Origin of the sequence: Salinarimonas sp., assembly GCF_040111675.1 — a bacterium.
In the GTDB taxonomy this organism is placed as follows: domain Bacteria; phylum Pseudomonadota; class Alphaproteobacteria; order Rhizobiales; family Beijerinckiaceae; genus Salinarimonas.
This window is the reverse complement of sequence record NZ_CP157794.1, coordinates 747,637-770,135: the sequence shown is the minus strand read 5'-3', so window position 1 is coordinate 770,135 and position 22,499 is coordinate 747,637. Positions and strand designations below refer to the sequence as shown.

Genomic DNA, 22,499 nt, shown 5'->3' with positions numbered 1-22,499 from the left:
GCGCCGTTCGGACGAGACGCGGAGGTGCTCGTCGAGCTGGCGCGCGGCGACGGCCTCGCCGCGCACGCTTGCCCCGCCGAAGCCCTCGAGAGCCGGCTCGGCGAGGATTCGCTCGCCCTGATCCTTACGGAAGAGGCTCTGGCGGCGACCGCCGACGCCGCCCTGGCGCGGGCGGTGGCACGGCAGCCGTCCTGGTCGTCGCTGCCGGTGCTCGCCCTCGTGGAGGACGCGTCCGGCGGCGGGTCCGCCAGGTTGCGCGGTCTCGGCGCGGCGATCGATCTCGTGGTGCTCGAGCGTCCGATCCGCGCCCGCGTGCTGTCCGGCGCGCTGCATGCCTTGGCACGGTCCCGAGAGCGGCAATACGCCATCCGCGACCAGATCGTGCGGCTCGACGAGCAGCGCGCGCATGTGGAGTTCCTGTTCCGCGAGCTGGACCATCGGGTGAAGAACGTGCTCGCCAAGGTGCAGGGCATGGCGAAGCTGTCCGGCCGCAATGCCGAGGACGTCGAGTCCTTTCTCTCGGATTTTCAGGGACGCCTGTTGGCGCTCGCGCGGGCGCACGACACGCTCGCAGGCGAGTACGAGAAGCGCACGACGCTGCGCGATCTGGTCCATTCGACGCTCGCCTCGTTCCGGGACGAGGGCAACCTGTCGCTGGAGGGTCCGGAGGTCGTCCTCTGGCCGCAGGCGGCGCTCACCCTGGCGATGACGCTTAACGAGCTGGCGACGAACGCCGCAAAGTACGGGGCGCTTTCCGTCGAGGGCGGTCGCGTGGAGGTCGACTGGCGCATAGACGCCGACGGGGGAGCGCCGATCCTGGCCATCGACTGGACCGAGCGCGACGGCCCGCGCGTCGAAGCGCCTGTCCGAAAGAACTTCGGGACGACCCTGATCGAGCGGATCATGCCGACGGAGTTGGACGGCGCGTGCAAGCTCTCGTTCGACCCGAACGGCGTCGTTTGCCGAATGGCGATCCCGATCGAGCCGGAGGACGGGCGTTGGCGTCCGGCATCGGATCTCAGCGCTGGCATGATCGAACCATAACGGCTGCCGTTTTGCCTGTAAAGGAAAGTTCGCCTACTCTCAGGCCAAGGCATGCTCAGCGAGCACCGCGTCCAGCGCCCGGCGCGCCTCCGCCGCCTTGGCGGTGTCCGTCCCCGGCGTATTGGCCAGCGTGATCGCCGCCTTCCACAGGGCCCAGCCGCGCGCCCGCGCCCAGGTCTCGGGATCGAGGTCGAGCCTCGCGCGGAAGGCGTCCCGGGCGGGCCCGTCGAGGAAGGTCCAGGCGAGCACGAGGTCGCAGGCGGGGTCGCCGACGCCCATGCAGCCGAAATCGATCACCGCCGCGAGCCGGCCCGCCTCGTCGACGAGGAGGTTGCCGGCGGAGACGTCGCCGTGGACCCAGACCGCCGGGCGCTCCCAGCGCGAGGCGAGGGCACGGGCCCAGAGGGCGCGGGCGGCGGGGACGTCGATCGTCCGGCTCAGGGTCGCGAGGGCGGCCTCGGTCTCGCCGTCGTAGACCGAGAGCGCGCCGCCGCGGAAGAAGTTGTGCTCGCCCGCGGCGGGGGCGCCCGTCGTGTCGACCCGGTGCAGGGCGCGGAGGAAATCCGCGACGTCCTCGGCGAAGGCCACGGGGTCGGCGGGGGGCGCGGCCTCGGCGGGGGCGCCCGGCAGCCAGCGGAAGATCGACCAGGGATAGGGATAGCCCTCCCCCGGCCGCCCTGTCGCCACCGGCGTCGCCAACGGCACGGCGAGCGCCGCCGCGAGGTGCGCCAGCCAGCGATGCTCCTTCTCCACCTGCGCCGCATAGCGCGCCGCGCTGGGCAGCCGCACCGAATACGCGTCCCCCAGATGGAAGGTGCGATTGTCCCAGCCGCTGCGCGCGACGGGGGTCACGGGGAGGTGGGCGTAGCCGGGGAACTGCGCGGCGACGAGCCGGCGCACGCGCTCCACGGAGGGCGCGATGCGGCCGTCGGGATCGGGGAGGAGGTCGGGAGCCGGCATCGTCTCGCCTAAGCGACGGATCGCGTATGGTGCCGGCTGTCGGACTCGAACCGACGGCCTACCGCTTACAAGGCGGTTGCTCTACCAGCTGAGCTAAGCCGGCGCGTCCATGCCCGCGAGGCCGGACGGGCAACGGGTAGCAGCGCGCGCGCGTGCGCGCAAGCGCGTCCGCCCGGTCGCCGAACGCGAAAACCCCGGCCGCGGGGCGGCCGGGGCGCGCACGCGAGACAGGAGCCGCGTGCGATTCGAGAAACCGTCGAACGTCCTCGCCCGACGTCGGCCGTCACTTGCGGCCGAACGTCATGCCGGCGAAGCGGTTGTTGAAGCGCGAGACGCGTCCGCCGCGGTCGAGCAGCGCCTGGGACGCGCCGGTCCAGGCCGGATGCGTCTTCGGGTCGATGTCGAGCGGGAGGGTGTCGCCTTCCTTGCCGTAGGTGGAACGGGTCTGGTAGGTCGTCCCGTCGGTCATCTGGACGGTGATGAAGTGATAATCCGGATGGTTGGTGGCGGCCTTTGCCATAACCTGTTCTCCTTGAAGCCGTCACGTCGACGGGCCGCGCCTCTCGCTTCCCGCGTGACGACGACGGCTTGCGACGTTATGTCGAGCCTGTGACTGGGATCGCGGGGCTATACCTCACGGGCGAGCCCATTTCAAGCGAGGCGGCGCGCCGCATCGGGTAGAGTTTGCACACGAGAGGACGATGGCGGACGAGATCGGAAAGCGCCGCGGGCGAGACGCCCTGGCGGAAGGGACGCAGAAGGCGGGCCGCGCCAACCTGAGCGCCTTGAGGCCGCTCGTCGGCTTCGCCCTGCGCTACAAGCCGCGCATCGTCGCCGCGATGGTCGCGCTCGTCGTCGCCTCGGTGGCGACGCTGGCCGTGCCCATCGCCGTGCGGCGCGTGATCGACCACGGCTTCTCGGACGCGCAGGGCGACCTGATCAGCGCCTATTTCGGCATGCTGATCGTGGTGGTGTTCTTCCTCGCGGCGGGATCGGCGCTGCGCTACTACTTCGTCATCACGCTCGGCGAGCGGGTGGTGGCGGACGTGCGGGCCGCGGTGTTTCGTCGCCTCACGCTCCTCGATCCCGCCTTCTTCGACGCGAGCCGCGCGGGCGAATTGGTCTCGCGCCTCACCGCCGACACGACGCAGGTGAAGGCCGCCTTCGGCGCCTCGATCTCCATCGCGCTGCGCAACGTGGTCCTGCTGATCGGCGCCGTGGCGCTGATGATCTGGACGAGCCCCAAGCTCTCCGGCCTCGTGCTGGTGGCGCTTCCGCTCATCGTGGTGCCGATCATCGTCTCGGGCCGCAAGGTGCGCCGGCGCTCACGCGTCGCCCAGGACAAGCTCGCCGACGCGTCCGCCTTCGCCGCGGAGGCGGTGGGCGCCGTGCGCACGATGCAGGCCTTCGGCATGGAACGCGCCACCGCCGAGCGCTTCGCCCACGCGGCGGAGGAGGCCTACGACGCCGCCCGCGTCTCCGTGCGGGCGCGCGCGATCCTCACCGGGGCCGCGATCTTCCTCGTCTCGGCGAGCGTGGTGGGCGTGCTCTGGTACGGCGCGCAATCGGTTCTCGCTGGCACGATGACGGGCGGCACGCTGGGGCAGTTCGTGCTCTACGCCGTCTTCGCGGCCTCCGCCATGGGCCAGCTCTCGGAGGTCTACGGCGAGCTCGCCCAGGCCGCGGGCTCGGCCGAGCGGCTCGGCGAGATCCTGAAGGCGCTGCCCGCCGTGAAGGCGCCGGAGAAGCCCACGCCCCTGCCGGAGCCCTCCGTCGGCTCCGTCGCCTTCGAGGACGTGCGCTTCCACTACCCCACCCGTACCGAGGCCCCGGCGCTGGAGGGCGTCTCCTTCGCCCTGCAGCCCGGCGAGCGCGTCGCCCTGGTCGGCCCCTCGGGCGCGGGCAAGTCCACCGTGCTCCAGCTGATCCTGCGCTTCTACGACCCCGAGGCCGGCCGCGTGCTGGTCGACGACGTGCCGGTCCCCGAGGCCGACCCGATGCGCCTGCGCGAGCGGCTGGCGCTGGTGCCGCAGGAGCCGACGATCTTCGGGACGAGCGTCCTCGACAACATTCGCTACGGCCGCCCCGACGCCTCCGAGGACGAGGTGCGCGAGGCCGCCCGCCTCGCCAGCGCCGACGGCTTCATCCGCGCCCTGCCGGAGGGCTACGCGACCCTCGTCGGAGAGCGCGGCGTGACGCTGTCCGGCGGCCAGCGCCAGCGCATCGCCATCGCCCGCGCCATCCTCAAGGACGCGCCGATCCTGCTCCTCGACGAGGCGACGAGCGCGCTCGACGCAGAGAGCGAGCGCGCCGTGCAGGAGGCGCTCGATCGGCTGATGCAGGGCCGCACGACGCTCGTCATCGCCCACCGCCTCGCCACCGTGCGCTCCGCCGACCGCATCCTGGTGATGGACGAGGGCCGCATCGTCGAGGAGGGCGACCACGACACGCTGGTGGCCAAGAGCGGCCTCTACGCCCGCCTCGCCCGGCTCCAGTTCTCGGACGCCGAAGCCGTCCAGCGCCCGCACGCCGCGGAGTGATCTATGTCATCCCGGGCCGCGAAGCGGACCCGGGACCCAGACCCGCCGACGCCAGTCTTGCGGCGCATGCCGCCGCATCGCGAGCCGTATCGGCCGTCGATGGCGGAGCTGCGCGCGCGCCATGCGCACGCGGGGAAACGTCGGTGGGTATAGGTCCCGGATCGCCTTCGGCGTCCGGGATGACGGTCGCAGGCCCGGCACCGTCCCCCTCATCCCCCCGGCCGCTCGTCGGCCGGCTGGGGGATGCCCTCCTGCACGAGCTCGCCGCGGCCCTCGGCGAGGAGGCGGTTCGACGCCTCCTCGATCACCCGCTGCAGCTCGGCGAAGAAGGCCTCCTTCGAGAGTCCCGGCTGGATCGGCTCGAGCACCTCGACAACGATCGTGCCCGGCCGGCGCAGGAACTTGCGCCTCGGCCAGTAGACGCCGGAATTGAGCGCGATCGGCAGGACCGGGGCCTTCAGCTTGTCGTAGAGATGCACGATCCCGTACTTGTAGGCGGGCTCGGCTCCCGGCGGCCGGCGCGTGCCCTCGGGGAAGAGGATCACCTGCCGCGCCCCCGCCAGCGCCTGCTCGGTCTTCACCGCGAGCTCGGCGAGCGCCGCCGAGCGGCCCTTGCGGTTGATCGGCACGGATTGCGCCTTCCAGGCGTACCAGCCGAAGACCGGGATCCACATCAGCTCGCGCTTGAGCACGTAGGCGGGGTCGTCGAGGATCGTGAGGAGCGCGAAGGTCTCCCAGAGCGACTGGTGCTTCGCCGCGACGAGAAGCCCGCCGGGCGGGATCTTGTCGAGCCCGCGCCAGGACACGCGCGTGCCGGCGACGACGCGCAGCAGCCACAGCGAGGAATGCGCCCAGGCCCGCGCCACCTCCCGGAACACCGCCCGCGGCAGAACCAGCGTCGGAAGCAGGATCAGCATCCAGACGATCAGGTTCAGGTAGTAGAGGACGTTGAAGGCGAACGAGCGCAGGACGAGCATGGCGGCCTTTGGGGCGAGCGGCGGGTGCGTCGCCCTTCTAGCCGCTGAGCGTCGCGAATCAAATCTCCGTGGCCGCGCCCTGCGACACGGGCGCCCGCAGGCCGCTCATCAGATGCGCCGCCGTCGAGCGCTCGGGATCGGCCTCGACGGTGGTTCGCAGCCACACGGCCAGGAACTTGAGATATTCCAGCGCGAGCAGCCGCGCCGCGTTCGGCTCGCGCCACCAGGCCTGCGTGTCGAGGCCGACGGGCGCCACCGCGTAGGGGATGATCTCGACGTCCGGCAGGGCGTTGTCGAGCTCGAGCAGGGTGCGCGGCATGTGGTAGTTCGAGGTCACCACGATCAGCGAGGAGAAGCCCCGCTCGGCCGCCCAGCGGCGGGTCTCGATGGCGTTGCCGATCGTGTTGCGGGCCCGGTGGTCGAGATCGACGCAGCAGTCGAGGAGGCGCTCCTGGCCCGGATTCAGGCGGGCGATCTCCGCGAGCGTCGTCGTCTCGTGCACGCCGGAGATCAGCAGCCGATCGCCCTTGCCTCGGGCCAGCAGATCGAGGGCGTCCGTGACGCGCTGCGACCCGCCGGTGAGGGCGACGATGGCGTCGGCCCGCGCGGGCGCGGCGGCGCTCCGGTCGAGGGTCCCGACGAAGGCGAAGAAGCCGATCGCGACCGCGAGCGCGCCGAGCGCGAGGGCGCCGACCAGGATCGAGGCGAGACGCCGCAGCGTGCCGCGGCGACGACGCGTGGCTCTCACGCCCGGCTCCTTTTCGGGCCGGATCGCGCTGGGTCCGGCCGCGCCTGCGATTCGCGTCTGTCCCGACATGACGCCCATCGACGATAGACGCGATTGCGGCGGACCTTTGACCACATCCGTAGCCGCGGCCTCATTCGCTCGCGCCCGCGAGCATGCGTCGCACCGAGACGCCGGAGACGAGCGCGGTCACGCCCGAGACCGCGAGCGCGATGACGACGATCACGGCCGCCCCGCGCCAGCCGACCTCGAAGCCGCCGAACAGGGCCTCGATCTGGTCTCCCGCCGGCGAGGCGCGCCAGGAGGCGGAGAGCCAGCCGAAGAGCGCGAACAGCGCCACCGCGGCGCCGCCGCCGATCGCCCCGCCCTTCAGCCCCAGCCGCAGGAAGCGGTTCTGGAACTCGCGCGCGATGAAGGCGTCGTCGGCGCCCACGTAATGCAGCACCTCGACGATGTCGCGGTTGCCCGCCATCGCCCCGCGGGTGGCGAAGGCCACGGCGAGCCCTGCGGCCGCGAGGACGAGGACGACGAGGGCGACGCCGACGGCGACGACCGTGTTGGCCATGGCCGAGAGCCGGGCGATCCATTGCGCGTGGTCGTCGAGGCTGGCTCCCGGGATCTCCGCGAGTCCCGCGCGGAGATCCGAGAAGTCCGGGTCGGCGCCGGGCTCGAGCCGCACCACGATGAGGCGCGGCACCGGCAATTCCCCGACATCGAGCCCCGAGCCGAGCCACGGCTCGAGCAGCTGCGCCGACTGTCCGGCGGAGAACGGCTCGGCCGCGGCGACGCCGGGCGTCGCCCGGGCGAGCGCGGAGGCGCGGGCCACCGCGTCCTCGATGTCGACCTGCGGGCGCGGGCGGATCTGGATCGTCGCCTCCCGCGCCACCGATTCGCGCCAGGCGGCGGAATTGGCGGCGACGATCTCCGCCGCCCCGGCGCAGAGCGCGGCCAGGAACGTCAGGATGGCGATCACCGCCATCAGCGCCCGGCTCGCGGCCGAATCGACCGGCACGAGCGGCGCGTCGCGGGTGAGCGAGGGGCGCGCCATGGCGTCGGGATCGATCAGGGTCGGCTGCGGCGCATGGCGGCCGATGTCGAGCGGCCGCTCGGGAGCGCCGGCGAAGCCGTCGTCGAAGCGCTCCTCGTCGGTCCGGTGGAACGGCTCCTGCGGCGCGAACGCGTCCGCGTCGTCCCCGGTCGCCTCGTCGATGTCGTGCCGTCGGCGCATGCGCGTCCCTAGTCGTCGATCATCAGATGGCCGTCGCCGAGCACCAGGCGGCGCGCGTCGACGAGATCCATCAGGGCGAGGTCGTGCGTCGCGATCACGACCGAGGTGCCGAGCCGGTTGAGCTCGATGAACAGCCGCAGCAGCCGCCGCGCCAGGCCCGGATCGACATTGCCGGTGGGCTCGTCCGCGAGCAACAGCTCCGGGCGGGTGATCAGGGCGCGGGCGATCGCGGCGCGCTGCTTCTCGCCGCCGGAGAGGACGGGCGGCATCACGTGCATGCGATGCCCGAGCCCGACCCAGGCGAGGAGCTCGGTCACCTCGGCGCGGTAGCTCGCCTCCTCGCGCTCCTGGACGCGCAGCGGCAGGGCGACGTTCTCGTAGAGCGTCAGGTGGTCGAGCAGGCGGAAATCCTGGAAGACGACGCCCATGCGCCGGCGCAGCTCGGTGAGGCGCGCCTTGTCGATGCGGCTGACCTCCTCGCCGAAGATGGTGACGAGCCCGCGCGTCGGCGCGACCGACATCAGCATCAGCCGAAGCAGCGTCGTCTTTCCCGCGCCCGAGGGGCCGGTGAGGAACTGGAAGGAGCGCGGGGCCACCGAGAAGGTGAGGTCGCGCAGCACCTCCGGCCCGAGGCCGTAGCGCACGCCCACGTTCTCGAAGTGCACGACGGGGATGTCGCCCGCACCGACGTCGAGCGTCGGCGGCGCGTCCTCCTCGTCGTCCTCGAATGCGTCGTCGTCTTCGCTCTTCACGCCGCCTTAACCAGAACCTTCGCCAATGGATCACCGCCCCTCGCATGCGGCGAGGCGGGGCTCATCTGATTCGCCATGCTGATCACCTGTCCGTCCTGCGCAAGCGAATACGTCATCGACCCGGCGCATTTGAGGCCGAGCGGCCGGACCGTGCGCTGTGCGTCGTGCCGCACGACCTTCTTCGCCGAGGCGGAGCCGGACACGGACGAGCTGATCTACGACATGCCGGAGGAAGCGGAGGCGGCGGATGCGGATGCCGGCGATCTCGGCCAGGCCGACGTCGACGCCGCTTTCGCCGACATGGACGCGGACCCGGCCGAGGACGCCGCCTTCGCGGAGGACGGGGGGGCGGCGCCCGATCTCGTGGTCGACGCCCAGTCCCGCCGTGCCCGCCCCTCGGCCGCGATCGCCGCCAAGGCGCTGAAGGCGCGCGGCGCGGGCGCGCTCGCCGGCCTCTCCGGGCGGATGCGCGCGGCGCCCCTCCTCGCGCTCGTGCTGGCCGTCGCCCTCGCCTACGGGCTCCTCGCCCGCGAGAGCGTGGTGCGCGCCGCGCCCGAGATGGCGCGGGTCTACGCGCTGGTCGGGCTCGAGGTGAACCTGCGCGGCCTGTCCATCGAGCGCGTCGTCTCGACGCGCTTCGAGGAGGACGGCTCGCGCGTGCTGGAGGTCGAGGGCGTCGTCGCCAACGTCGCGCGCGAGAGGCGACAGGTGCCGCCCCTCGCCTTGTCGCTGCGCGACGAGACCGAGACGGCGCTCTATTCCTGGACGATCGACCCGCCCCGCGGCGATCTCGCGCCGGGGGAAAGCGCGCCCTTCCGCGCCCGCCTCGTTGCGCCGCCGGCCGAAGCGCGGCAAGTATTGGTCAGATTTGCGCCCGCTTCCCGCGCCACCTTGGCGCGGACGAGCCCCTGACCTCGAGGTTTATCCATCATGGCCGATTCACGCGTGCGCGTGCTGTTCGACGAAAAGACCCTCGCCAAGCGCTGCGAGGAGCTCGCGGCCGAGATCGTCGCGTCCGCGCCCAAGGACCTGCTCGTGGTCGCGGTGCTCAAGGGCAGCTTCATGTTCGCCGCCGACCTGATCCGCGCGCTCCACCGCGCCGGGCTCGCACCGCAGGTCGAGTTCATCCACCTGTCGAGCTACCGCGACGCGACGGTCTCCTCCGGGCAGGTGACGATCCTGCGCGACGTGGAGAGCGCCATCGAGGGTCGCGACGTGCTCCTGATCGACGACATCCTGGAATCGGGCCGTACGCTGGTCTTCGCCAAGGACCTGCTCGCCGCACGCGGCGCGCGCCAGGTCTACACGGCGGTGCTGCTCGAGAAGCCGGGCAAGCGCGCCGTGCACATCGAGGCCGATTTCGTCGGCTTCCGCTGCCCGGACCTGTTCGTCGTCGGCTACGGCATGGACATCGCCCACTCCTACCGGCAGCTGCCCTTCGTCGGCGTGATCGACACCAAGTCCGACGCGCCCGACCTGTTCGAACCGAGCTGAGGACGAAAGCCATGGCGCACATCCTGCTCGTCGACGACGAGGAGCCGGTCCGGGCCCTGCTCAAGCGCGGCCTCGAGATGGACGGGCATGCGGTGGAGACGGCGGAGAACGGCTCGGACGCGCTCGAGCTCCTCACCGCCGAGGGCGCGGCCTACGATCTCCTCGTGACCGACATCCGCATGCCGATCATGGACGGGATCGCGCTGGCCCTCTCGGCCAAGCGCGAGCAGCCGGACCTGACCATCCTCTTGATGACCGGCTACGCCGAGCAGCGCGAGCGCGCGAAGAACCTCGACGCCATCGTCTCCGACGTGCTCGCCAAGCCGTTCTCGCTGGCCGACATCCGCGAGGCGGTGGCGAAGGCGCTGGCCGGCTGAGGCCGGTCGCGAAGGGCAGGTCCAGATCGAGCGCCGCGACGAAACCCGATCTCGGCGAGGCAGTCGAGCCGAGCGGCCGTGAACGGCGCCTTGCCGCTCCTCGGCGCACAGACGTCGACGGGGACCCGGACGGGTTGCGGCGACGGCTCGAACCATCGTGACAGGACGGACCCGAATCGCTCCCGGCTCCGTACGCTCGGCGAGAACGCATCGCACGGCGACGACGCATCCCGACGTCGACCGGAATGCGAGTACGCATGCGTGCCGTCGACGGCCCTCAATGCCGCGGGGCGGTGGAGAATCCCCCCGACCGGATCCGGTTCACCAGGCTCTCCGCATAGTCCGCGGCCGCGTCCTCGCCGTAGGTGGAGACCAGCTCCTCGAAGCCGGCGAAGATCGCGGCGTGGGCGAGGCAATCCGGGTCGAGCCCCTCGATGCGGCCTTCGGTGAACGCCTCGGAGACGAGGTCGAGCGCGAAGCGCTTCTCCTCGGCGGCCAGATCGTCGTCGCGGTCGTCGGTGGTGGGCGTGGGGCTGGTCATGTCTCGTCCGGTTCGGCCGTCTTGTGCGGCTCGGAAAGGACCCTACGAGATTCGCCCGTCCCCGCACAGGCGGGGTTTACGAAAGGGTTAACGCCATCGCCACAATCCGTGGAAAACCCCGTGCAGACAACGGCTCAGCCGCCGCGGCAATGCGCGCAGGTGCCCGCGATCTCGAGCACCTGCTGGCGCGGGGCGAAGCGCTCCGTCGCCAGCATCGCGCCGATCGCCTCGGCGAGCGGCGTCGTCGAGAGCTCGTCGACGCCCCCGCAGACGTCGCAGATCAGGAAGGCGACGAGCTCGTGCGGCGCGTGGTCGTGCGGGCAGGCGGTGAAGGCGTTGCGGCTCGTCAGCTTGTGGGCGAAGCCCTGCTCGATGAGGAAATCGAGCGCCCGGTAGATCGCGATTGGCGCGAGCCCCCGCCCGGACTTGCTCTCGCCGGGCCCCTCCTCCGCCCCCGCCGCGTTGAGCGCGTCCAGGATCTCGTAGGCGCCCAACGGCGCGTGGCTCGCAAACAGCGCCTCGAGCACCGCCTTGCGGATCGGCGTGAGCCGCACCCCCCGCTCCGCGCACGCCGCCTGCGCCGCCGCGATCGCCTCGGGGAGGGCGGCGGCGCGGGCGTGCGCGTGGGCGCACGGGGCGTGCGCGTGGTCGGGGCCCTGGTCGGAGGCGTTCTCGCTCATCGCAGTCGATATAGCAGGCGCGGAGCGTCAGCCAAAGCGCGACCTCGCGAAACAGGCCGAGGCCGCGCGGACGCGGCGGGGCGAGGCCGGCTAGGGCCGGTCCTCGAGGGTCGACATCGCCACGAAGCTGGTGATTCGCGCGATGCCGCCGACCGCCGTCAGGCGATCGGCGTAGAAGGCTTCGTAGGCCGCGATGTCCTTCACGGCGACCCGCAGCAGGTAATCGTGCGCCCCGGCGACGCGATGGACCTCCTTCACCATGGGCAGGGCGGCGACGTCGGCCTGAAACGCCTGGATCTGCGCGCGCGCATGCCGCGCCAGGTCGACGGCGACGAAGACGGTCAGTCCCTCGTCGAGGAGCGCTGGGTCGATCAGCGTGCGATAGCCGCGTATGGCGCCGGTCGCCTCCAGCGCCTTGATCCGGCGCTGGCAGGCGGACAGCGACAGGCCGACCTCCTCGGCGATCGCGGCCTGGGTGAGAGACCCGTCACGGGCCAAGGCGCGCAGAATTTTCGTGCTCAACGCATCCATGGCGAGAAGAATACCCCCGGGAAGGATCAACGTCGCTTTCCGACGATGTAGATTACCCATACGCGCCCATCTAGTCTAGCGGTTGAAACCGGGTTGCGGAACGGGGGCGCGGTAGCAGCGATGGACGAGATCGCGACGACCTGGGCAGGGCGTTTTCCGCCCAGCGACATCATCTCCCTGCTGGACACGAGCCGGCGCTTCAACCTGGCCGAGAGCACCGGCCGGGACCTGACCATGGCCGAGCTGATCGAGCTCGTCGGTTGGGACGACGTCGCGCCGATCGTCCTCGGCTACGGCGCCTCGGCGGGCGCGGAACGCCTGCGGCGCGTCGTGGCGGAGATGTCCGGCGTCGCGCCTGACACGGTCCTGGCGACGACCGGGACGGCGCTCGCGATCTATCTCCTCGCGATCGAGCTGTGCCGCCCGGGGGACGAGGTGGCGCTCTTCTCTCCCTGCTTCCCGCCGACGCGGGACACGTTGATCGCCGGCGGCGTGCGGATCACGGAGTTTCCCCTCGCCTTCGAACGGGGCTTCCGCATCGACCTCGAGGCGTTCGCCGCGCGCCTGTCGCCGACGACGCGTCTCGTGAGCATCGCCACGCCGCAGAATCCCAGCGGCGTCGCGATCGACGCCGGCGCCATGCGCGCCGTGCTCGATCGCATGGCCGAACGCGCGCCGGACGCCCTGCTCTTCGTCGACGAGACCTATCGCTTCGCCACGTACGGCGATGCGCAGCCGCCGGAGAGCTTCGCCGGCCTGGATCCGCGGGTCGTCACCGCCGCCTCGGTGTCGAAAGCCTTCGGCGCGCCGGGCCTGCGCGTCGGCTGGATGACGGTGGGCGATCCCGGCCTGCGCGAACGGCTCAAGTCGGCGAAGATGAACATCGTCATCTCCGGCTCGCCTCTCGACGAGCACCTCGCCGCCCTCCTGCTCGAGCGGCGCGAAGCCGTGCTGGCGCCGCGGCGACGCCTGCTCGCGGAAGGGCTCGAAATGGTCGCGCGCTGGCAGGGCGCCCAGGCGGCCTTGGTCGATTGGGTGCGGCCCGACGGCGGCGCCCTGTGCTGCATTCGGTTGCGCGAAGAGGCCGTCGACGCGGCGGGCCTGGTGCGGTTCCGGGACTCCCTGCCCCGCCGCGAGCTGCTGCTCGCGCCCGGACCCTGGTTCGGCGCGGACGACCGCTGCTTTCGCCTCGGCTTCGGCCATCTGCCGATCGCGGTGCTGCCCGATGCGCTGGAGGCCCTCGGACAGGCTCTGCGGGACGCGGCCGGGCGCTAGAAGCCGCGCCGTCCGGCTCTGCATGCGCGGGTCGCCCACACCAGTACCGGCCATGTCGGCGCCCCGACACCCGAAAGACCGCCGCGCGCGCCGATCCCTCCGTCCCGTGCGCCGGCCCAACGCTCGCCACCCCCCTTCCCCCTCCCCCACCCCCCTGCTAAACCCCGCGCATGCGCCACGCGGATCTCCTCATCACCGACGGCTGGGACGGCTATCGCCTGCTCGACACGGGCGAAGGGCGCAAGCTCGAGCGGTTCGGCCGCGTCGTCATGGACAGGCCCGAGCCCCAGGCGATCTGGGCGAAGGGCGACCCCGGCCTGTGGGCGAAGGCCGACGCCGCGTTCGAGGCGGCGGAGGAGGCCGAGCAGGGAGCCTGGAAGTTCAAGGGCAAGCGGCTGGGGGACTGGCCGGTCTGCGTGCGCGACCTCACCGTCCTGTGCCGCGCGACCTCTTTCCGGCATGTCGGGATCTTCCCCGAGCAGATCGTGCACTGGGACTGGATGGAGGCGCGGATCAAGGCCGACCGGCGGCCGATCTCGGTGCTCAACCTCTTCGGCTATACCGGCGTCGCGAGCCTCGTCTGCGCGCGGGCGGGCGCGAAGGTCACCCATGTCGACGCCTCGAAGAAGGCCATCGCCTGGGCCAAGGAGAACCAGTCGGCGTCCGGGCTCGACGACAAGGGCGTGCGCTGGATCCTCGACGACGCGGTGAAGTTCGCCCAGCGCGAGATCCGCCGCGGCAACACCTACGACGCGATCCTGCTCGACCCGCCCCGCTACGGCCGTGGGCCGAACGGGGAGGTCTGGCACCTGTTCGAGCACCTGCCGCTCCTGATGGACCTCTCCCGGCAGCTGCTCTCGAGGGAGCCGAGCTTCGTCACGCTCACGGCCTACGCGGTGCGGCTCTCCTTCATGACCCTGCACGAATTGATGCGCGACGCCTTCGGGGCGCGGGGCGGCCATATCGCATCGGGCGAGCTCGTCACCCGCGACCAGGCGAACGACCGCCACCTCTCCACCTCGCTCTTCGCGCGGTGGACTCCGGAGGCGTAGAGATGGCCGAGCATCCGCGGGTGCGGGAGGTGACGAGCCTGTCCAACGCGACCGTCAAGGAGCTGCGGGCGCTGCACGACCGCAAGGGACGGCGCGAGAGCGGGCTGTTCCTGGCGGAGGGCGCGCGCACGGCGCTCGAGGCCCTCGACAACGGCCGGGCCCCGGAGATCCTGGTCTATCACCGCGAGGGCCGCGAGCGCGACGTGGTGCGCCGCCTGCGCCAGGCCTGCCTCGCGGCGGGCGGCGAGTGCCTCGAGGTCGACGACCAGGTGCTCGCCAAGGTCGCGAAGAAGGACAACCCCCAGAGCGTGGTGGCCGCCTTCCGCTGGACGCGCCGCCCCTTCGCGGAGATCGACCCCGCCGCGTCGCGCGTCTTCGTCGCCCTCGATAGGGTGCGCGACCCGGGCAATCTCGGCACGATCGTGCGCACGGCGGACGCGGTGGGCGCCGGCGGCGTGCTTCTCGTCGGCGAGACCTGCGATCCGGCCTCGGTGGAGGCCGTGCGCGCCTCGATGGGCTCGATCTTCGCCGTGCCGGTCTTCGAGGGCTCGGAGGCCGATTTCCTCGCCCTCGCCGCGCGCTGGCCGGGCAGCGTGGTCGGCACGGCGCTGCCGGCCTCGCAGCACTACCGCCGCGCGGATCTGCGCGCGCCGATCCTCCTCGTCATGGGCAACGAGCAGGCCGGCGTCACCGAGGCGATCGCGGGCGCCTGCACCGATCTCGTGCGCATCCCCATGCAGGGCCGCGCCGACAGCCTCAACCTCGCGATCGCGACCGCGGTGGCCCTCTACGGGATCGCGGAGCCGGAGGACCGGGCGCTCGCTCCCTGAGGCGCGAGCCGGGTCAGACCGCCGCCTCGGCCTCCAGCGCCGCGAGCCGGCGTTCCTCGTCGAGCATGTAGTCGCGCCGCACCGGCACCGCGTCGCGGGTCTGCGCGACGAGGATCTGGAAGACCATGTTGGAGCCGTCGAGGAAGCCGAGCTCGACGGCGGCGAGGTAGAATTCCCACATGCGGGCGAAGCGCTCGCCCATCTGCGCCGCCACCTCCGCCCGGCGGGCGGTGAACCGCTCGCGCCAGGCCTTGATCGTCCAGTAGTAATGCAGCCGCAGGATCTCGCAGTCGGCGACCCAGAGGCGGCTGCGCTCGGTCGAGGCGAACACCTCGGAGAGCGCCGGCACGTAGCCGCCGGGGAAGATGTACTTGCGGATGAACGGCGCGGTCGAGCCGGGCGGGGACATCCGCCCGATCGCGTGGATCAGGGCGAAGCCGCCGGGGGCGACGAGCCGCGAGACGGCGGCGAAGTAGGCGTCGAAATGGGCGACGCCGACATGCTCCATCATGCCGACCGAGACCACCCGGTCGAAGCTCCCGGTCAGCTCGCGGTAGTCCTGCTCGACGAAGGCGATCGACCCCGCCGCGCCGGCGGCCTCGGCCCGGGCGCGCGAGGCCGCGAGCTGGTCGGGGCTGACGTTGATCGCCGTCACCTGCGCCCCGCAGACCTTGGCGAGGTAGATCGCGAGCCCGCCCCAGCCCGAGCCGATCTCCGCCACCCGCATCCCCGGCTCGAGCTTCAGCTTCGCGGCGATGTGGCGGAACTTGGCGAGCTGCGCGTCCTCGAGGCTCTGGTCGGGGCGCTCGAAATAGGCGCAGGAATAGGCCATGCGCTCGTCGAGCCACAGCCGGTAGAAGCTCTCGGGATGGTCGTAGTGCGCGCTCGCGTTCTTCGCCGCGCGGCCGCGCTCGTTCGCCTGATGCACGCCCCGCAGCGCCTTCCAGGAACGGCGCAGCGCCTGCTGGAGCGGATGGCTTCCGAGCCCGGCGCGGTTGACGGAGAACAGCCGGAGCAGGTCGAAGACGCCGGAGCCCTCCTCGAAGACGAGCCGCCCGTCCATGTAGGCTTCCGCCGCCCGAAGCTCCGGATTGAGGAAGATCTCGCGCTCGACCTTCGCGTCGGTGAAGCGGATCGTCACCGCGGGCCCGTCCTCGCCGGAGCCGAACGCGTGACGCGCGCCCGCGTGATCGATCACGGTCAGGCGCCCCTTCGCCACGAAGCGCCTCAACAGATGCGGCAACAGCTTCACGGGCGATCCTCCGAGGTCCGGCGCGCAGCTTGGCCGAACCCGGCGGGGCGTGGCAAGCGCCCGACGGCGCACTGCCCGCTACTCCGCCGCCTGCGCCCGCTCCTCCTCGCGCCCCTGCCGCGCCTCCTCGAGCTCCCGCGACACCCGCTTCTGCCGCCGCCCCGGGACCTTCGCCACCTTGGCGAAGAGCACGTAGAGCCCCGGTACGACCAGCAGCGTGACGGCGGTGGCCACCGCGATGCCCACCAGGATGACGATGCCGATGGTCGAGCGCGCCTCCGCGCCGGCGCCGGTGGCGAGGGCGAGCGGCACGGCGCCGAAGCCGGTGGCGATGGAGGTCATCAGGATCGGCCGGAAGCGCGTGCGCGCCGCCTCCAGCGTCGCCTCGACGATCTCCTTGCCCTCGCCGCGGCGGTCGTTGGCGAAGTCGACGACGAGGATCGCGTTCTTGGCGAGGAGCCCGACGAGCAGCAGAAGGCTGATCTGGGAGTAGATGTTGAAGGAGAGCCCGGCGACGAAGAGCGCGAACAGGCCGCCCGCGACGGCGAGCGGCACCGCGACCAGGATCACCACCGGGAAGGCGAAGCTCTCGAACAGGGCCGCGAGCGTGAGGAAGACGACAATCAGCGCGAGCCCGAAGACGCTCCAGATGCCGGTCGTCGATTTCATGAATTCCCGCGAGAGCCCCAGCGTCGCCGTGTCGCCGCGGGTGGGGAGGATCTCGTCCGCCTTCCCCTGGAAGCGCTCGATCACGGTCCCGAGCGCGGCCCCGTCGGGCACGGCGGTGATCACCATGGCCGGGCGGCGGTCGACCCGGCGGTAGGCGTCGGGCGCGCCGATCACGCTCGTGTCGGCGACGATCGACAAGGGCAGGAGCTCGCCCCCGCGGGTGCGCACCTGGACCTGGCCGAGATCGACCGGCGCGGCGCGGTCCCGCGGCAGGGCGCGCACGATCACCTCGTAGGTCTCGCCCTCGTAGACCCAGTCGGTGATGTCGTCCCCGCCGAGCACGATGCGGAGCGCGTCGCCGATCTCGGCGACGTCGAGGCCGAGCTCGGCGGCGAGGTCGCGGTCGATCGCGACCTCGACCTGCGGGGTGGCGCGGTCGAAATCGAGCTCGAGCGCCTGAACCGGCGCCTCGGCGCGGGCCCAGGAGACGAGCTCGCGGGCCCAGCCCTCGGTCGTCTCGTAGTCCGGCCCCTGCAGCACGAACTGCACCGGCTTGCCGAAGCCCTGCGGCACGAGGCCCGACGGGTTGATCGGCACGGCGCGCGCCTGCGGCAGGGCGGCGATCTTCCCGCGCAGCTCGTCGACGAGGTCCATCTGGCTCGTCTCGCGCTCGCCCCAGGGCTTCAGGCGCACGATCATGATGCCGCTCGTCACGTCCGGCGCGCCGCCGCCACCGACGCCGACGAGCGCGGTGGTGCCGTCCACCGGCTTCCCCTCGCCCTGGTACTGCGCGACGATCTCCCGCACCGCGTCGAGCGCGGCGATCGTCTCGTCGATGGTCGAGCCCTGGGCGGTCGAGGTCGGCACGATGACGAAGCCGCGGTCCTCGTCGGGCGCGAGCGTCGAGGGCAGGCTCTGCAGCAGTCCGTAGCCGCCCGCGCCGAGCACGACGCAGGCGACCACCGCGATCCAGGCGTGGCGCACGAGCCAGCCGACGAGGCGGGAATAGCCGGCCTCGAGCTTGTCGATGCCCTTGCCGAACCAGGAGAGCGGCTTCGCGATCGCGGCCCGCCAGCCGCCGCGGCGCTCCTCGTTCGCGCCACGTGCCGGCTCAGCGACGACGGAGGCGATCGCCGCGCCGACGGTCAGCGCGAGGAAGGACGAGATCACGATCGCCGTCATCAGCGCCACCGCGAACTCGGTGAACAGCCGCCCGATCGTCCCCGTCAGCGCCGCGATCGGCGCGAGCACGGCGACGAGCACCAGCGTCGTCGCGACGACAGGGAGGAAGACCTCGTTCGCGCCGTTCACGGCGGCGGCGAGCTTCGGCTCCCCCTCCTCGCGCCGGCGGGTGACGTTCTCCAGCACGACGATGGCGTCGTCGACGACGAGGCCGATGGACAGGACGAGGGCGAGCAGCGTCAGCACGTTGATGGAGAAGCCGACGAGATAGAGCACCCCGAACGTGCCGATCAGCGAGACCGGGATCGTCACCGCCGGCACCAGCGTGCCCTTCAGCGAGCCGAGGAACAGGAAGATCACCGCGACGACGAGCACGGCGGTGATGCCGAGCGTCGTCACCACCTCCTCGATCGACTGACGCACGAAGACGGCCTGATTGTAGGACGTCGTGATCGAGATGTCGGCCGGCAGGCTCTCGCGCAGGGTCTCCACCTCGGCCAGCACCCGATCCGCCACGGCGACGGTGTTGCCGCCGGTGGCGCGGATGATGCCGAGCCCGACCGCCGGCTCGCCGTCGGTGAAGACCGCCGAGCGCCGGTCCTCGGGGCCGACGCTCACGTCCGCGACGTCGCCGAGCGTGATCCGCGCGCCGCCCGGCCCACCCTCGCGGATGACGAGGTCGGCGAAATCCCGCCGGGCGTCGAGGCGGGTGTTGGTGCGCACCGTGAATTCCCGGCTTTCACCGACGATGCGTCCGGCCGGCACCTCGATGTTCTCCGCCCTGAGGGCGCGGGTCACGTCCGCGGCGGTGACGTCGCGCGCCGCCATCGCCGAGACGTCGAGGGAGACGCGCATGGCGTAGCGCTGGGCTCCGCCGACGAGCACCTGCGAGACGCCGGGAAGGACCGAGAGCGGGTCCTTCAGCCGACGCTCGGCGAGATCGGTGAGCGCGAGCGTGTCGCGCACGTCGCTCTGCAGCGTCAGCCACATCATCGCCTGCGCGTCCGCCGCGGCCTTGGCGACGACCGGTTCCTCGATGGCGTCGGGCAGGTCGTTGCGCACGGCGGAGACGTTCTCGCGCACGTCGGAGGCGGCGGCGTCGATGTCGCGGCCGAGGTCGAAGGTGACGTCGACCGTCGAGGCGCCGGCCTTCGAGGTCGATTGGATCAGCTCGACGCCGGTCACGCCCGAGAGCGAATCCTCGACGATGCGGGTGACGTCGCGCTCCACCACCTCCGGCGCGGCGCCGGGATAGACGGTCGTGATCGAGACGACCGGGCGCTCGATGTCCGGGTACTCTCGGACCGGCATGGACAGGAGCGCCGCCACGCCGAGAACGACGACGAGGAGCGCGATCGTCGCGGCGAGGACCGGACGACGGACGGAGATCGAGGGCAGGCTCATCCGCTCTCTCCCGCATTCGCCTCCTGCCGGGCGCCGCCGTCCGGCGGACCGCCCGACGGGCCCCCTTCCCCGGCCGGCGCGATGCGCATGCCGGCGGAGAGCTTCTGCTTGCCCTCGACGACGACGCGATCGCCCGGGAGGAGCCCCTCGCGGATCTCGACGCGCCCGGCGCGGCGCACGCCGACCTCGACGCGCCGGCGCTCGGCCGTCATCTCCTGCGTCGGCTTGAAGACGAAGGCGAGCTGGCCCTGGAGCAGGATCGCCTCGGCGGGCACGAACAGCGCGTTCTCGCGGCGCGCCTCGACGAGCGAGACCGAGGCGAAGGAGCCCGGCCGCAGCGCGCCCGGCTCGGGAATCGCGGCCTCCACGGCGACCGTGCGGGACCGCGGGTCCGCCAGCGGCGAGACGGAGGCGATCTTCGCGTCGTAGGTCTCGCCCTGCGGACCTTCCACGGTGACGGCGTCCCCCGGCGAGAGCCCCCGCGCCACGAGCGGCGGCACGGAAACGCGCACGACCAGGTCGCCCGTCGTGGCGAGGCTCGCCAGCATCTCGCCGGGCTGGACGTAGGCGCCCTCGTCCACCGCGACGATGCCGACCTCGCCGGCGAACGGCGCGCGCACGGCGCGATCGTCGAGCATCTGGCGCGCGCGCTCGACGTCGGCCCGGGCCTCGATGAAGGCGGTGCGGTCGCGCTCGAGCTCGGCCTCGGTCGCGTAGCCGTCCTCGATGAGCGTCTGCGTGCGCTCGTAGGCCTCGCGCGCCTGGGTGAGCGCCGCCTGCGCCGCGTCGAGGGCGACCTCCTGCTGGTCGTTGTCGAGCAGGACCAGCGTGTCGCCCTCCGCGACTCGCTCGCCGTCGCCGATCTCGACGCTCTCCACGATGCCCGGCACGGAGGGCGTGACGCGCACGCGGTTCTCCGCCGCGACCTCTCCGACGGCGCGGTAGAGCTCCTCCGCGACGCCGGTCTCGACCGCGGCGAAGGTGACCGCGGTCGGCGGGCGCTCCTGCCCCTCGCCGCTCTCCTCCTCCTCGCCGCCGGAAACGAGGCTCTGCACGGCGCCCGCCGCGCTCTGGACGCGCGAGGTGACGGGCTCGCCGATCAGGGCGGCGAGGACGAGACCGAGGATGAAGGCGCCGAGGACGCCCGCTGCGACGCTAAGGCGCCGCTTCGTCGCGCGCTGCATGCATGCTCCCGTCGGGTGCGGCGGACGCGCCGCCAAGCTGGAGACCGAACGGCAACGCAGGCTGGAAAGAGCCGTTGCGCGACATATGCGCCGCGCGGCCCCCTGTCGCGCGGAAGGCCGAGCCGTGCTTGCTCACGAAACTCCACGCCCACTCCGCGACTTCTCCGGGGAGACCGATACACGAAAGGAGGCGACCCATGGCCGACACCGAGACCATCCGCCCGGCCGCGCCGCCCATCGACATCAATGTCGAGCCGATGAACCTCCCCGGCGAGCTCGCGCTGCCCGCCCCGGGCCGCGGGCTCGTCGTCTTCGCCCACGGCTCGGGCTCGAGCCGGCTGTCGCCGCGCAACCGCCAGGTCGCGGAGGAGCTGCGCCGGGCGGGATTCGGCACGCTCTTGTTCGACCTGCTGCTCTCGGGCGAGATGGCGAACCGGGAGAACGTGTTCGACATCAATCTCCTCTCGGAACGCCTCGTCGACACGACGCATTGGGTGCGCACGCATTCCGGCCTCGGAGACACGCCGATCGGCTTCTTCGGCGCCTCGACGGGGGCGGCCGCGGCGCTCGTCGCCGAGACGCGCCTGCCCGGCGCGGTCCGCGCCGTGGTCTCCCGCGGCGGGCGGCCGGATCTCGCCGGGATCGCCCTCGAGCAGGTCCGCGCGCCGACGCTGCTGATCGTGGGCGGCGAGGACGTCGAGGTGCTGCCCCTGAACCAGCGCGCGCTCGATGCGCTGACCTGCGAGAAGAAGATGGAGATCGTGCCCGGCGCGACGCATCTCTTCGAGGAGAAGGGCGCGCTCGAGCGCGTGACCGACCTCGCCAAGGGCTGGTTCGAGACGCATCTGGTGACGCGATGATGTTCCGGGACCGCATCGAGGCGGGCCGCCGCCTCGCCCAGGCGCTCTCCAAGACCCTCGCTCCGCACAGGGGCGAGGGCACGATCGTGCTGGCGTTGCCCCGCGGCGGCGTGCCCGTCGCGGTCGAGGTGGCCGACGCGCTCGACGCGCCGCTCGACCTCGTCATGGTGCGCAAGATCGGCGCGCCGGGCCATGCGGAATACGGCATCGGCGCCGTGGTCGACGGCGCCGACCCGCAGGTCGTCATCGACGAGCACACCGCCCGGATGGCCGGCGCCGACGCGGCCTATCTGGAGGAGACCAAGAACCGCGAGCTCGCCGAGATCGAGAGGCGCCGACGCGCCTATCTCGGCGACAGGCCCCCGCTCGACGTGCGCGGCAAGACGGTGATCGTCGTCGACGACGGCGTCGCCACCGGCTCCACCGCCAAGGCGGCTTTGCGCGCCCTGAAGAAGGCCGGCGCCGCCCGCCGCATCCTCGCCGTCCCGGTCGCCCCGATCGAGACGGTGGAGGCCCTGCGCGAGGAGGCCGACGAGGTCGTGGCGCTCGCGACGCCCTATCCCTTCCACGCGGTGGGGCTCTATTACGAGAACTTCGACCAGACGACGGACGCGGAGGTGGTGGAGGCGCTGTCGCGGAGGGGGTAGCTCCGCTCCGCTGAAGACCTCCGGCGTCACGACGCTCCGGGGTTCGCGGCGCCTGACCACGAGCGCGACGCCCGTTCCCCTCCCCGTCGTGGCTCGTCTCTTCACACATCGTTCCGCGCCGCCGGCAGCCGAGGACGAGCGACGTCGCGGAGCTGCTCGACGGGCGCCGAGCCTTTCTCCTTCCCTGTAGGGGAAGGAAAGACGAGCGCCGCTCGTCCGCTCCCCGAGCACGCGGTCGCCGACGCTCGACTGAAGGAAATGTGTGCACCGAGGAG

General features: G+C 72.0%; 22 protein-coding genes and 1 tRNA gene. 10 read left to right on the top strand and 13 right to left on the bottom strand.

Annotated features, from left to right (window positions below):
* Positions 1–24 precede the first annotated feature (24 nt).
* The gene (locus tag ABL310_RS03535) at positions 25–1,044 is read left to right on the top strand and encodes a sensor histidine kinase (RefSeq protein WP_349370328.1); all 1,020 of its coding nucleotides are present in this window, start codon (positions 25–27) and stop codon (positions 1,042–1,044) included.
* A gap of 39 nt (positions 1,045–1,083) precedes the next feature.
* Here the strand turns inward: ABL310_RS03535 and ABL310_RS03530 are convergent, their stop codons facing one another.
* The 3 genes from ABL310_RS03530 to rpmE form a co-directional block, all read right to left on the bottom strand.
* Positions 1,084–2,004, bottom strand: a complete 921-nt coding sequence (locus ABL310_RS03530; RefSeq protein WP_349370327.1) for an aminoglycoside phosphotransferase family protein — start codon at positions 2,002–2,004, stop codon at positions 1,084–1,086.
* Positions 2,005–2,031: 27 nt separating this feature from the next.
* A tRNA-Thr gene (locus tag ABL310_RS03525) sits at positions 2,032–2,107 on the bottom strand.
* 180 nt (positions 2,108–2,287) lie between these two features.
* The gene (gene rpmE, locus ABL310_RS03520) at positions 2,288–2,524 is read right to left on the bottom strand and encodes a 50S ribosomal protein L31 (protein WP_349370326.1); all 237 of its coding nucleotides are present in this window, start codon (positions 2,522–2,524) and stop codon (positions 2,288–2,290) included.
* A gap of 181 nt (positions 2,525–2,705) precedes the next feature.
* Here rpmE and ABL310_RS03515 point away from each other — a divergent pair, with 181 nt between their 5' ends.
* Positions 2,706–4,544 (top strand): ABC transporter transmembrane domain-containing protein, encoded by a 1,839-nt coding sequence (locus ABL310_RS03515; protein ID WP_349370325.1) that lies wholly within the window; start codon positions 2,706–2,708, stop codon positions 4,542–4,544.
* 209 nt (positions 4,545–4,753) lie between these two features.
* Here ABL310_RS03515 and ABL310_RS03510 read toward each other — a convergent pair whose 3' ends face one another.
* From ABL310_RS03510 to ftsE, 4 genes are all read right to left on the bottom strand, one after another.
* Entirely contained in the window at positions 4,754–5,521 is a 768-nt protein-coding gene (locus ABL310_RS03510) for a 1-acyl-sn-glycerol-3-phosphate acyltransferase (protein WP_349370324.1), read from the bottom strand.
* A gap of 58 nt (positions 5,522–5,579) precedes the next feature.
* Positions 5,580–6,269 (bottom strand): YdcF family protein, encoded by a 690-nt coding sequence (locus ABL310_RS03505; protein ID WP_374730363.1) that lies wholly within the window; start codon positions 6,267–6,269, stop codon positions 5,580–5,582.
* 130 nt (positions 6,270–6,399) lie between these two features.
* Positions 6,400–7,314 (bottom strand): ABC transporter permease, encoded by a 915-nt coding sequence (locus tag ABL310_RS03500; RefSeq protein WP_349371987.1) that lies wholly within the window; start codon positions 7,312–7,314, stop codon positions 6,400–6,402.
* A gap of 188 nt (positions 7,315–7,502) precedes the next feature.
* Positions 7,503–8,168 carry a cell division ATP-binding protein FtsE gene (gene ftsE / locus ABL310_RS03495; RefSeq protein ID WP_349371986.1) on the bottom strand — a complete coding sequence of 222 codons (666 nt, stop codon included), beginning with the start codon at positions 8,166–8,168 and terminating at the stop codon, positions 7,503–7,505.
* Between the two features lie 153 nt (positions 8,169–8,321).
* On the opposite strand from ftsE, the gene ABL310_RS03490 reads away from it, so the two are divergent.
* Genes ABL310_RS03490 through ABL310_RS03480 form a run of 3 tightly spaced genes read left to right on the top strand, consistent with a single transcriptional unit; the run spans position 8,322 to position 10,117 of the window.
* The gene (locus ABL310_RS03490; RefSeq protein WP_349370323.1) at positions 8,322–9,158 is read left to right on the top strand and encodes a DUF3426 domain-containing protein; all 837 of its coding nucleotides are present in this window, start codon (positions 8,322–8,324) and stop codon (positions 9,156–9,158) included.
* Between the two features lie 18 nt (positions 9,159–9,176).
* Positions 9,177–9,740: a hypoxanthine phosphoribosyltransferase gene (hpt, locus tag ABL310_RS03485; RefSeq protein ID WP_349370322.1), complete on the top strand. Its 564-nt coding sequence runs from the start codon at positions 9,177–9,179 to the stop codon at positions 9,738–9,740.
* Between the two features lie 11 nt (positions 9,741–9,751).
* On the top strand, positions 9,752–10,117 hold the full coding sequence (locus ABL310_RS03480; protein WP_349370321.1) for a response regulator: 366 nt from the start codon (positions 9,752–9,754) through the stop codon (positions 10,115–10,117).
* A gap of 277 nt (positions 10,118–10,394) precedes the next feature.
* Here the strand turns inward: ABL310_RS03480 and ABL310_RS03475 are convergent, their stop codons facing one another.
* The 3 genes from ABL310_RS03475 to ABL310_RS03465 all read right to left on the bottom strand — a co-directional run bounded on the left by ABL310_RS03475 (position 10,395) and on the right by ABL310_RS03465 (position 11,869).
* Positions 10,395–10,658: a hypothetical protein gene (locus ABL310_RS03475; protein ID WP_349370320.1), complete on the bottom strand. Its 264-nt coding sequence runs from the start codon at positions 10,656–10,658 to the stop codon at positions 10,395–10,397.
* Between the two features lie 134 nt (positions 10,659–10,792).
* On the bottom strand, positions 10,793–11,338 hold the full coding sequence (locus ABL310_RS03470) for a Fur family transcriptional regulator (RefSeq protein ID WP_349370319.1): 546 nt from the start codon (positions 11,336–11,338) through the stop codon (positions 10,793–10,795).
* A gap of 90 nt (positions 11,339–11,428) precedes the next feature.
* On the bottom strand, positions 11,429–11,869 hold the full coding sequence (locus ABL310_RS03465; RefSeq protein WP_349370318.1) for an Lrp/AsnC family transcriptional regulator: 441 nt from the start codon (positions 11,867–11,869) through the stop codon (positions 11,429–11,431).
* Positions 11,870–11,989: 120 nt separating this feature from the next.
* On the opposite strand from ABL310_RS03465, the gene ABL310_RS03460 reads away from it, so the two are divergent.
* From ABL310_RS03460 to ABL310_RS03450, 3 genes are all read left to right on the top strand, one after another.
* Complete coding sequence (locus tag ABL310_RS03460) at positions 11,990–13,144, top strand: pyridoxal phosphate-dependent aminotransferase (protein WP_349370317.1); 1,155 nt, start codon at positions 11,990–11,992, stop codon at positions 13,142–13,144.
* Between the two features lie 170 nt (positions 13,145–13,314).
* Positions 13,315–14,196: a class I SAM-dependent methyltransferase gene (locus tag ABL310_RS03455; protein ID WP_349370316.1), complete on the top strand. Its 882-nt coding sequence runs from the start codon at positions 13,315–13,317 to the stop codon at positions 14,194–14,196.
* Positions 14,197–14,198: 2 nt separating this feature from the next.
* Positions 14,199–15,026: an RNA methyltransferase gene (locus ABL310_RS03450; protein ID WP_349370315.1), complete on the top strand. Its 828-nt coding sequence runs from the start codon at positions 14,199–14,201 to the stop codon at positions 15,024–15,026.
* Between the two features lie 13 nt (positions 15,027–15,039).
* On the opposite strand, the gene ABL310_RS03445 is transcribed toward ABL310_RS03450, so the two are convergent.
* The 3 genes from ABL310_RS03445 to ABL310_RS03435 all read right to left on the bottom strand — a co-directional run bounded on the left by ABL310_RS03445 (position 15,040) and on the right by ABL310_RS03435 (position 20,717).
* Entirely contained in the window at positions 15,040–16,278 is a 1,239-nt protein-coding gene (locus tag ABL310_RS03445) for a cyclopropane-fatty-acyl-phospholipid synthase family protein (RefSeq protein WP_349370314.1), read from the bottom strand.
* A gap of 78 nt (positions 16,279–16,356) precedes the next feature.
* The gene (locus ABL310_RS03440; protein WP_349370313.1) at positions 16,357–19,533 is read right to left on the bottom strand and encodes an efflux RND transporter permease subunit; all 3,177 of its coding nucleotides are present in this window, start codon (positions 19,531–19,533) and stop codon (positions 16,357–16,359) included.
* Positions 19,530–20,717 carry an efflux RND transporter periplasmic adaptor subunit gene (locus ABL310_RS03435; protein WP_349370312.1) on the bottom strand — a complete coding sequence of 396 codons (1,188 nt, stop codon included), beginning with the start codon at positions 20,715–20,717 and terminating at the stop codon, positions 19,530–19,532. The genes ABL310_RS03440 and ABL310_RS03435 overlap by 4 nt, the downstream gene beginning before the upstream one ends.
* A 197-nt stretch (positions 20,718–20,914) precedes the next feature.
* Here ABL310_RS03435 and ABL310_RS03430 point away from each other — a divergent pair, with 197 nt between their 5' ends.
* Together ABL310_RS03430 and ABL310_RS03425 are read left to right on the top strand one after the other, a co-directional pair.
* The gene (locus ABL310_RS03430; RefSeq protein ID WP_349370311.1) at positions 20,915–21,577 is read left to right on the top strand and encodes a dienelactone hydrolase family protein; all 663 of its coding nucleotides are present in this window, start codon (positions 20,915–20,917) and stop codon (positions 21,575–21,577) included.
* Positions 21,574–22,224 (top strand): phosphoribosyltransferase, encoded by a 651-nt coding sequence (locus ABL310_RS03425; RefSeq protein WP_349370310.1) that lies wholly within the window; start codon positions 21,574–21,576, stop codon positions 22,222–22,224. The genes ABL310_RS03430 and ABL310_RS03425 overlap by 4 nt, the downstream gene beginning before the upstream one ends.
* Positions 22,225–22,499: the final 275 nt, after the last annotated feature.

Excerpts from the sequence above, each read along its gene's own strand:
- ABL310_RS03480 (WP_349370321.1), top strand. The coding sequence starts at position 9,752 with ATGGCGCACATCCTGCTCGTCGACGACGAGGAGCCGGTCCGGGCCCTG.
- ABL310_RS03475 (WP_349370320.1), bottom strand. The coding sequence starts at position 10,658 with ATGACCAGCCCCACGCCCACCACCGACGACCGCGACGACGATCTGGCC.
- ABL310_RS03530 (WP_349370327.1), bottom strand. The coding sequence starts at position 2,004 with ATGCCGGCTCCCGACCTCCTCCCCGATCCCGACGGCCGCATCGCGCCC.
- ABL310_RS03460 (WP_349370317.1), top strand. The coding sequence starts at position 11,990 with ATGGACGAGATCGCGACGACCTGGGCAGGGCGTTTTCCGCCCAGCGAC.
- hpt (WP_349370322.1), top strand. The coding sequence starts at position 9,177 with ATGGCCGATTCACGCGTGCGCGTGCTGTTCGACGAAAAGACCCTCGCC.
- ABL310_RS03465 (WP_349370318.1), bottom strand. The coding sequence starts at position 11,869 with ATGGATGCGTTGAGCACGAAAATTCTGCGCGCCTTGGCCCGTGACGGG.
- ABL310_RS03430 (WP_349370311.1), top strand. The coding sequence starts at position 20,915 with ATGGCCGACACCGAGACCATCCGCCCGGCCGCGCCGCCCATCGACATC.
- ABL310_RS03470 (WP_349370319.1), bottom strand. The coding sequence starts at position 11,338 with ATGAGCGAGAACGCCTCCGACCAGGGCCCCGACCACGCGCACGCCCCG.
- ABL310_RS03440 (WP_349370313.1), bottom strand. The coding sequence starts at position 19,533 with ATGAGCCTGCCCTCGATCTCCGTCCGTCGTCCGGTCCTCGCCGCGACG.
- ABL310_RS03510 (WP_349370324.1), bottom strand. The coding sequence starts at position 5,521 with ATGCTCGTCCTGCGCTCGTTCGCCTTCAACGTCCTCTACTACCTGAAC.
- ABL310_RS03435 (WP_349370312.1), bottom strand. The coding sequence starts at position 20,717 with ATGCAGCGCGCGACGAAGCGGCGCCTTAGCGTCGCAGCGGGCGTCCTC.
- ABL310_RS03500 (WP_349371987.1), bottom strand. The coding sequence starts at position 7,314 with ATGGCGCGCCCCTCGCTCACCCGCGACGCGCCGCTCGTGCCGGTCGAT.
- ABL310_RS03490 (WP_349370323.1), top strand. The coding sequence starts at position 8,322 with ATGCTGATCACCTGTCCGTCCTGCGCAAGCGAATACGTCATCGACCCG.
- rpmE (WP_349370326.1), bottom strand. The coding sequence starts at position 2,524 with ATGGCAAAGGCCGCCACCAACCATCCGGATTATCACTTCATCACCGTC.
- ABL310_RS03425 (WP_349370310.1), top strand. The coding sequence starts at position 21,574 with ATGATGTTCCGGGACCGCATCGAGGCGGGCCGCCGCCTCGCCCAGGCG.
- ABL310_RS03450 (WP_349370315.1), top strand. The coding sequence starts at position 14,199 with ATGGCCGAGCATCCGCGGGTGCGGGAGGTGACGAGCCTGTCCAACGCG.
- ABL310_RS03515 (WP_349370325.1), top strand. The coding sequence starts at position 2,706 with ATGGCGGACGAGATCGGAAAGCGCCGCGGGCGAGACGCCCTGGCGGAA.
- ABL310_RS03455 (WP_349370316.1), top strand. The coding sequence starts at position 13,315 with ATGCGCCACGCGGATCTCCTCATCACCGACGGCTGGGACGGCTATCGC.